This is a genomic window from Pseudoalteromonas sp. Isolate6 (assembly GCF_022398435.1).
Classification (GTDB): domain Bacteria; phylum Pseudomonadota; class Gammaproteobacteria; order Enterobacterales; family Alteromonadaceae; genus Pseudoalteromonas; species Pseudoalteromonas galatheae.
Map to the genome: position 1 here is coordinate 1 of NZ_JAKEVK010000375.1, position 1,516 is coordinate 1,516.

The 1,516-nt window shown below is 43.5% G+C and carries 1 protein-coding gene; it reads left to right on the forward strand.

The features are described from left to right. Positions 1 to 979: 979 nt before the first annotated feature. On the forward strand, positions 980 to 1,516 hold a 537-nt coding region (locus L1D50_RS22990), incomplete at its 3' end, for a phage late control D family protein (protein WP_239966932.1).

Here is a 1,516-nt window from a genome sequence, read left to right on the forward strand (position 1 = left end):
AAGGGCCAAAGGGCCATCCTTGGCCCTGTCACCGCTTTTCACGCATCCATGCGTTGAAATGACTCATTGGCAATTTACTTTCGGGTGTGATGAGGGAGACACAAGGCGCTGATAAATTCTTGTGGTGCTTGCAAACTACTTAGCTACTTTTAAGAGAAAAACTAGAACTCGCAGTCAATACTAATCCCTTTACCGCAACCGAAAAACATACTTCTCGGCGGGTGAACCGCCTCCCACAAAACTATTTACACTGTGAGTTTGGAGGCTACGCTGATAGTTTTTGCAATGCTTTAAAGCAGCTTAACCGTAAAAATCGTAGACAATCTCACAAGCAACTTATTCCCCCTCCATCACACCCGAAAATCATCAGTCGATATGCAATGTGCCGACAGGATGTCGGCCAAGTCTTGTCTGGCACAGGGATGTGCCTTACAAGACGGTTGCACTATATCGGCTTAGGATTTGAGGATTGAGTGTGATGTTGGGGCGACGTTTTCTTGGTTCGCTCTTTTTCGTCGTTTAAAAAGAATGAACGAGGAGCGCATGGATGCGCTTTGATATTAAACATGGAGGTTTATGTTGCTAACGGCTGGTAGCTCGAAATTTACCGTAAAGCCAGCCCGTCCTCCTGACAGACTTCGACGCCCATCCATAGACTAAGACTTACTTTTCTTTGATGCCTAAAGAAAAGACCCCCTCATCACTCGAAAAACATACTTCTCGGCGGGTAAACCGCCTCCCACAACGCTATATTATATATCGACTTGGATTTGAGGATTCGGTGTGATTTCGGGGAGGCGTTTTCAAAACCATCCGTTACACCAAAAGATAAGTATTCGAATGCTGAATAAAAAAATGGGTTAAAAATGCTTGCCTTTTATGTAACAATAGCGCGCAAATAAAAACCAATCGCAGCACACTAGGAAGTAGTACCGCGTATTGGTGGAACAGCTTTAACCAACAACAGTGGACATAAAAAATGCAAACAAGGATTGTGGTGTATGGTACTAACCATCCTGTACATGTCGTCGATTTTGAACTCACGACCTGTATCAATAGCGGCTTTTTACTCAAAGCAAACCTAGAATCCCAATTTGACCTGGCTGATGAATTACTCGTCGGCAATATGCTCACGTTTGAAATTGAGTCACCAGATGCAATATCAACGTATTTCACTGGGACTTTGTTTGATATCCAATCTGGTTTTGTGTCTGAGCACACCTGTGGTGCAGAGGTAATCTTAAAGCCTCGCCTTGAGTTACTTAAGCAAACAGAAAAAAGCCAAATCTTTGTACAAGCCAATGTTCAGTCTGTCCTCAATAAGTTGATACAAAAAGCGGGCTATTCACAAGACCGGATAAAATGGCGAGTCACTAAAGATTTACCCACGCTACCGCAGTGTGTACAAGCGCTAGAAAACGACTACACCTTTTTCACCCGACTCTTAGCAAAGTACGGCTTAATCTATTGGTTTGAATGCCATGATTTTATTGAGTCGATAGTGATTGCCGAGGGG